This window comes from Streptomyces sp. NPDC092045 (genome assembly GCF_044756005.1).
Taxonomy (GTDB): Bacteria; Actinomycetota; Actinomycetes; order Streptomycetales; family Streptomycetaceae; genus Streptomyces.
In genome coordinates this window covers 125,721-132,799 of the sequence record NZ_JBIVSC010000006.1, presented here as the reverse complement: position 1 = coordinate 132,799, position 7,079 = coordinate 125,721, and the positions used below count along the sequence as shown (strand labels likewise).

Annotated in this window: 5 protein-coding genes; 1 reads left to right on the top strand and 4 read right to left on the bottom strand. The window is 76.7% G+C overall.

Translation table 11 applies throughout. From position 1 onward, the window contains the following. Window positions 1-117 precede the first annotated feature (117 nt). Window positions 118-945, bottom strand: a complete 828-nt coding sequence (locus ACIQKA_RS18540) for a sulfurtransferase (protein WP_383159425.1) — start codon at window positions 943-945, stop codon at window positions 118-120. 162 nt (window positions 946-1,107) lie between these two features. On the opposite strand from ACIQKA_RS18540, the gene ACIQKA_RS18535 reads away from it, so the two are divergent. After that, window positions 1,108-1,878, top strand: coding sequence for a VOC family protein (locus ACIQKA_RS18535; protein ID WP_383159422.1), 771 nt, complete (start codon window positions 1,108-1,110; stop codon window positions 1,876-1,878). 36 nt (window positions 1,879-1,914) lie between these two features. On the opposite strand, the gene ACIQKA_RS18530 is transcribed toward ACIQKA_RS18535, so the two are convergent. From ACIQKA_RS18530 to ACIQKA_RS18520, 3 genes are all read right to left on the bottom strand, one after another. Beyond that, complete coding sequence (locus ACIQKA_RS18530; protein ID WP_391096302.1) at window positions 1,915-3,309, bottom strand: polysialyltransferase family glycosyltransferase; 1,395 nt, start codon at window positions 3,307-3,309, stop codon at window positions 1,915-1,917. A 3-nt stretch (window positions 3,310-3,312) separates the two neighbouring features. Beyond that, complete coding sequence (locus ACIQKA_RS18525; protein ID WP_390111681.1) at window positions 3,313-4,278, bottom strand: glycosyltransferase family 2 protein; 966 nt, start codon at window positions 4,276-4,278, stop codon at window positions 3,313-3,315. Window positions 4,279-4,417: 139 nt separating this feature from the next. Beyond that, window positions 4,418-6,964: a YfhO family protein gene (locus ACIQKA_RS18520; protein ID WP_402541551.1), complete on the bottom strand. Its 2,547-nt coding sequence runs from the start codon at window positions 6,962-6,964 to the stop codon at window positions 4,418-4,420. Window positions 6,965-7,079 lie beyond the last annotated feature (115 nt).

Below are 7,079 nucleotides of genomic sequence, written 5' to 3'. Positions count from 1 at the left end.
CGGGGGGGGGGGGGGGGGCGGGGGCGCCCCCGGGGGGGGGGCCCCCCCCGCGGGGGGGGGGGGGCCCCCGCGGGCGGGGGGGGGGGGCCCCCGGGGGGGGGGGCCCCCCCCCCCCCGCTACTCCGGGTCCGGGCCCGTGGCCACCGGGCGGGACGGGTCGGCGGACCACTCCGACCAGGAGCCCGCGTAGAGGGAGGCCGGGATGCCGGCGATCTCCAGGGCGAGGACCTCGTGGGCGCCGGAGACGCCGGAGCCGCAGTAGACCGCGACCGGCGTCCCCCCGGCCGCGCCCAGCGCGGCGAACCGGTCCCGCAGGGCGTCGGCGGCCAGGAAGAGCCCCCCGGCGTCGACGTTCCCGGTCGTCGGGGCCGAGACCGCGCCCGGGATGTGCCCGCCGACGCGGTCGATCGGCTCCACGTCCCCGCGGTAGCGCTCGGCCGCCCGCGCGTCCAGGAGCAGGCCCGAGCGGGCGAACGCCGCCGCCCCGTCGGCGTCGAGCAGGCCGAGGGCGCCCGGCCGGGGCCGGAAGTCGCCCGGCCCGGGCGCCGGGACCTTCTCCGTCAGCTCGCCCGTCCAGGCCGCGAGGCCCCCGTCCAGGACCCGCACGTCCGGGTGGCCCGCCCAGCGGAGCAGCCACCAGGCGCGGGCGGCGCCCCAGCCGGAGCCGCCGTCGTAGACGACGACCGGCCGGTCCGCCGAGACGCCCGCGCGGCGCATCGCGGCGCCGAAGGCCTCCGGGTCGGGCAGCGGGTGGCGGCCGCCGCTCCCGGGCGGCCCCGCGAGTTCGGTGTCCAGGTCGACGTAGACCGCTCCGGGCAGGTGGCCGGCCTCGTAGGCGGGCCGTCCGGGCGGCCCGCCGAGCGCCCAGCGGACGTCCAGGAGGACCGGCGGCCGGACCCCGGCCGACTCGCTCAGCAGTTCGCTTGCGGAGATGATGGGCTTCATGGATGCCATACTCGCGCAGCCGCACGGCCGCGCGGGACGGACCCGGCGTCTTCCCCGCGGAAGCGCGCCACGACGTGGTGCGTCCGGGGCGCACCGCGCCACCACCGGTTTCACCGCCGGAAGGGGGCACGGCCACGACGATGGTCCGAGGAGAGGGTGACGATGACCGAGGCGACTCGGCGCCCACCCGGCACACCCTGTTGGGTGAGCCTGATGGTGCACGGGCTTGACGCCACGCAGGAGTTCTACCAAGCGCTTTTCGGCTGGGAGTTCGCGCCCGGTCCCGAGCAGCTCGGCCCGTACGTGCGCGCCCTGCTCGGCGGCAAGGAGGTGGCGGGCATCGGCCGGCTGCCGGTCGACCGGCACCTGCGCATCGCCTGGACCCCCTACCTGGCCTCCCAGGACGCCGACCAGACCGCCGAGGGCGTCCGGGGCTGCGGCGGGACCGTCGCGGTGGGCCCGCTGGACGCGGGCGAGGCGGGCCGCATGGCGATCTGCTCGGACCCGGCCGGCGCGGTCTTCGGCGTCTGGCAGGCCGAGGCGCACCACGGCACGGCGACGGCGGGACCGCCGGGGACCCCGGTGTGGAACGAGCTGCTCACGTACGAGGCGTCGATCGGCAGGTTCTACCGGTCGGTCTTCGGTTTCGAGCTGGAGCCGGCCGGCCCGCCCGGGGACGACTACGCGACGCTCTTCGTGGACGGGACCCCCGTGGCCTCCCTGCACGGCGTCGGCGACGCGCTGCCCCGGGGCCGGGGCCCGCACTGGATGACGTACTTCGAGGTGGCCGACGTGGACGCGGCCGCCCGGCTCGTCGTGGAGCTCGGCGGCCGGGTCCTGTCCCCGCCGCGCGACGCCACGGCGGGGCGGCTCGCCGTGGTGGCGGACCCGGAGGGCGCGGTCTTCACCCTGGTCAGGTCCGTCGGGCGCTGACCGGAGCGGCACGCGTGCGCGGGCGGCCCCGGACGGTCAGCCGCGGCGGCTCCGGGCGAGGCTCCGGCGCAGCCGGGACGCGGGGCCCGGGGCCGGTCCGGCCGCCCCGCCCGGCAGGCCGAGCAGGGTCAGCCGTTCGGCGTCGAAGTGGTGCGCGGTGCCGGGGGCGTCGTGGTGGGCGGCCAGGAAGCGGGTGGCCTCCTCCCGGAGCCCCGGGTGGCTGCCGTGCCGCATGCAGTAGCCGACGGCCCGGACCAGGGGCGTGAGCGAGGCGGGGGCCGGGCCGGGGACGGCGGGCTCCTCGCCCCGCTCCAGGTCCGCGACGAGGTGGTCGACGACGGTGAGCGGGATGCGGTTGCTGTTCTCGAAGGGGGTGAGCCGTGCGAGGACCTCGGCCGTGCCCACGCGCGCGACGGGCACGTCGTAGTGGACGGCGGCGGTGAGCATCGCCGTGGAGAAGCAGCCGACGACGAGCCGGGGGCGGCACCGCTCGTAGAAGGTCTCGGCGAGCAGCGGCCCGTCGAGGACCGTGAGGCGCACGCCGGTCCGCTCCGCCTCCTCGTCGAGGGCCCGGGAGTAGCGGGCGGGGGCGCTCGGGTGCGGCTTGAAGACGATCGAGCGGTGTCCGGCGGCGGCCGCCCCGCGCAGCATCCGCACGTGCAGCTCCTCTTCCTCCTCGGCGGTGAGGAGGTTCAGCGCGGCGAGGTACTGGCCGAGCAGGAGGGCCGTGGGCCCGGCGGCGGCCGCCCGCGCGAGCGCCGGGTCGCCGGCGGCCTCCTCGGCGATCTCGGCGAGGACGGCGCGGAAGGCGTCGTCGGGGACGAGCTCGGGCTCGACGCCGTACTCGCTCAGGAGGAGGGGGCGCAGGCCGGGCACCAGGTCGAGGTGGAGGACCCGCCGGATGCGGCAGGCGATCGACTGGGCGAGGTCGTTGCGGGTGGGGCCGTAGCTCATCAGGCCGTCGGCGTAGACGTGCAGGGAGCTCTCGGGGAAGGCGCCGGCGAGCGCCTTCGCGGGGTTGACCTGGATGGACTCGACGACCAGTTCCACCGGGGCGTCGCCGAGGTCCCAGGCGGTGCGCAGCACGCGCTGCCAGAGCGGGGCCTCCTCGGGGCGGGGGGCCCAGGCTGCGGGGTGGTACGGGTGGATCGTCGCGTTCCAGTCGAGGGTGCCGTCGAAGCGGGCGGCGATCCGTCCGTAGCCGGTCATGGTCTCCAGGCGCAGCGCGGTCTCCGGGATCTCGGCGTTGTGCGAGACGAGGAGGAGCCGGCGGACGTCCTCACGGGGGCCGAACTGCCCGGCGTCGAGGGCGGCGGCCAGGGTGGCGGCGCCGTAGAGGGTGGACACCTGGAAGATCTGGACGGGGCGGGCGTCGGGGGCCGGGGCGGGGTCCGTGCCGGGAGCCTTCTCGGGGGCCGTGTCGGGGGCCATGGGTCAGGCGGTCCTTCCGGTCTCGCGCAGGCTCCGGAGGAGGGTGCCGCGCCGGGTGTCGATGGTGGCGAGGGTCTCGTCGAGGACCCGCTGCGGCATCCGGCGCAGCGCGTCGCCGACGTCGGCGCGCAGCTGCTTGGCGACGGCGGGGTCGTAGGCGGCGACCTTGCCCATGTGGAAGGCGATCATCGCGCAGTACGTGCGGACCGCCTTCGGCAGGAACCGGTCCGCCTCGGCGTCCCGGGAGACCTCGTCGAGCAGGAGGTCGTACGAGGGGATGAAGTCCAGCTGCCGGTTGTCGGTGATCTGGGTGAGCGAGGTGGTGACGCCCCGCCGGTAGAAGACGCCGTGCAGGGAGAGCGCGGCGAACGTGCGGGCTCTGAGGTGGAGGCGCCAGACCCAGAGGCGGTCCTCGGCGGTCCTCAGGGACGTCTCGAAACGGGATCCGCCGTTCGCGAAGAGGTGGCTGCTGTAGATGCCGAAGGGGACGAAGGGGTAGTCCACCATCGTCACCATGCTGGCCGGCGCGATGCCGTCCCTGGGGTCCATCACGGTGTCGCGCCGCTGGGCGGGGGCGTAGCGGATCTGGCGCTTCCGGCCCTCCGACAGGACGTGGTCGGTGCGGGCGAAGTCGCAGCCCAGACGGGAGATGCCGGCGACGGCGGCGCTCAGGTGGCCGGGCGCGTACCAGTCGTCCCCGTCGAGGAAGGTGAGGTAGTCGCCGCGCGCCGCGTCGATCCCGGTGTTGCGCGCCTGGGCGACGCCCCGGTTGGTCTCGTGCCGGATGACGGTGGCGTTCGGCAGGCGGTCGCGCCAGCGGTCGAGGATCTCCGGGGTGTCGTCCGTCGAGCAGTCGTCGACCAGCAGGAACTCGAATGCGGGGTCCGCGTTGTTCGCGAGACTGCGCAGGGTGTCGGGGGCGTAGGCCCCGACGTTGTGGAACGGTACGACGACGGACAGTTTCGGCACTCGGTTTCCCCACACTGGATCGATCTGTTGGACGCCGTGGACGGCGGGTACGGTAACGCTCCGCTCCTCCCTGCGGACGAGCCCCGCCTGCACGCCGGGTGAACTCTTCCCGTCCTCCCGGGGAACCCGGACCGGCCCGTCAGCCACGGGTCCGCCTCCGGTGCGGGAGCCCCGTCGCCGCGAGCGCGAGGAGCGCGCCCGCGCCGACGGCGCCGCCGAGTGCGAGGCCCGGCGGCCGGAAGGAGCAGTGGACCGTGCCCGTCCGCCCGTCGAGGGGGACGGCGACGAGGCCCTCGTACGCGCGCGCGGGGCGGAGGTCCGCGTCTCCGGCGGCGCACCTCCAGCCGGAGACGCGGGGTACGGCGAGGACGGCGACGCCCGTACTGCCGGGCGGGAGCTCGGCGGTGACGGTGTGTCCGGTGGTGCGCACCCGGGTGGCGCCGGTGGCGGTGAGCCGGTCCACGGCGGAGTCGAGGCGGGCGCGGACCAGGCAGCCGACCGGTTGCCCGGGCAGCCGCGCCCTGCCCCCGGGGCCGAGCGCGATCCGCACCTCGCCGGAGTCCGGCACGGTGCCGAGGGCGCCCATGGCCGCGCTGACGGCCGGCGGCCTGCCGTCGAACGTCACGGGCTCCCCGCCCGCGAGGGCCGCCGTGCCCCGGTACTCGGGCGCCCAGAACCAGACCTGGGAGCCGGCCGGACAGCGGGCGGTGAGGGTGCCGCCGGTGCGGCGGAGCGCGGGCAGCTCGTACACGGAGGCGCCGAGCAGGCGTTCCTGCCGGGCGAAGGCGGAGTCCCCCGGGGGTCCGGCCGGTCGCGGCGACGGGCGGACGGTGACCAGGGGCGGTACGGGGACGGTGGTGGCGGTGACCTCGGCGCGGGGCGGCGCGTCCTTCCGCACCGGCTCGGCGGGGCGCGAGCGGATGCGGGTGCCGACGGAGAACAGGGCGTCGGTGACGGGGTTGTCGAGGGTGACCGGGTGGCGTCCCTTGGCGTAGGAGCCGAAGCCCAGGGAGATCAGGGTCCGGGAGGTCACCTCGGAGGTGAGGCTGCTGTAGTACTCGGCGCCCTGCCCGCCGACGAGGAGGGGGTCGTTGCCGCCGGGGACCTCTCCGGGGTCCGTGCGGTGGCGGGGCCAGGCGTCCGCGCGGGCCGCCTCGCGCGCCGCGGCCTCGTGCCAGGGCCCGGTCCGGGGCGACCAGGCGACCTTGTCGCGCTGCCGCTCCTCGATCCGCTTCCCGGTGACGGCCGCCTCGCCCGCCTGGGCGGCGACGAGCAGGAGGACGGCGAGGAGGGGCAGGAGGCGGGCGGACGGAAGACGGGTGGCGCCGGTGGGGCCCTTGCGGGCGGCCGTCAGGGCGAGGAGGGCGGCGACCAGTGCCAGGAGCGCGGCCGTGCCGAAGGCGGGGAAGGTCCACCGGTCGATGTCGACGCTCCCCCGGGCCGCCCACGCGAGGGCGCCGAGCAGGGCGCCGCCCGCGAGGAGCGCGGCCGGCCGGGGCACTCCCCCGGCGACCGAGAACCAGGCCGCGACCAGCAGCAGGCCGCACAGGACGAAGGCCTGGCGGTACGGGACGCCGTTGGGCGAGGCGCCCGCGTGCCAGAGCAGATGGGTGGGCTCCCACTGGAGGGAGAGCGCCACCAGGACGACGGCGGCCGTGAGGGCGGCCCGGACGCGCGGGGCGACGGCCCGGTTGAAGGGCAGGGTCAGGGCGAGGAGCAGGGCGGGCGTGCCGATGAAGAGCGCGGGGCTGGACGTGCTCGCGGTGGCGGGCAGGAACCGGGCGAGGACGTCCGTCCAGGCCGCGGGCGCGAAGGTGACCTCCGGGGTGGGGTCGGCGGTCTTCGTGCCGAGGAAGACGACCGCGACGAGCGGTGCGGCGAGTCCGACGCCGATGAGGACGCCCCGGGCGGCGCGCAGCGCCCCGGCGAGGCGCCGCCGGGCGGTGGCGGTCTCCTCGGCGGTGAGCAGCCGGACGGCGAGGACGACGGCCGCGCCGAGGGTCGCCATGTACGCGGTGTAGAAGTTGGCGGTCCAGGCGAGGGCGACGACGAGCGGTCCGAGGACGGGGCGGCGGGCGGTGCGGGCCCACTCGCCGACCAGGCAGAGCAGGGGGAGGGCGACGAGCCCGTCGAGCCACATCGGGACGGTGGAGCCGAAGTTGAAGGTCCAGCCCGAGAGGGCGTACGCGGTGCCGAGCAGGGCGGCGACCGGCCAGGGCCCGGGACGCAGCCGCAGGAGCAGGGCCGCCATGGCGGCCCCGGCGGCGGTGATCTTGACGGCGGTGACGGCGTACAGCGCGAGTTCGATCCGGTCCGCCGGGAAGAGCACGACGAGCAGGTCGACGGGGCTGCTCAGGTAGGTGCCGATGTCGCCGAGGAAGTTGGAACCGAAGCCGGAGTTCCAGTTGAGGAAGGCGTCGCCGTGCGTCTCGCCGAGCAGGAAGGAGCGCCAGTAGGCGTGGTACGGCAGGTACTGCTGGCCCAGGTCGACGACGTTCCTGGTCACCGGGCCGAAGGGGTGGCTGCGGGAGAGCGCGGTGGCGAGGCAGAACAGCGCGGCGGTGAGCAGGGCGGCGGCGCCCGCGGCCCGCGCTCCCCGGGCCAGCTCCCCGGCCCGGGGGCCGGGGCCCGCGTCCTCCTCGGTCCCGACCTCGTCGGGCACGGTCTCGGCGGCGGCGGGGGGCACACGTCCTCCAGGGGTCGTACGGCGCGGAACGCCCGGAGGCGGGGTCGTCACGCACGGGCCGGACGCCATTACCGCCGAGGCGGGCGACCCGCAATCGATCGGCGGGGGATGTCCG

Excerpts from the sequence above, each read along its gene's own strand:
- ACIQKA_RS18535 (WP_383159422.1), top strand. The coding sequence starts at position 1,108 with ATGACCGAGGCGACTCGGCGCCCACCCGGCACACCCTGTTGGGTGAGC.
- ACIQKA_RS18530 (WP_391096302.1), bottom strand. The coding sequence starts at position 3,309 with ATGGCCCCCGACACGGCCCCCGAGAAGGCTCCCGGCACGGACCCCGCC.
- ACIQKA_RS18540 (WP_383159425.1), bottom strand. The coding sequence starts at position 945 with ATGAAGCCCATCATCTCCGCAAGCGAACTGCTGAGCGAGTCGGCCGGG.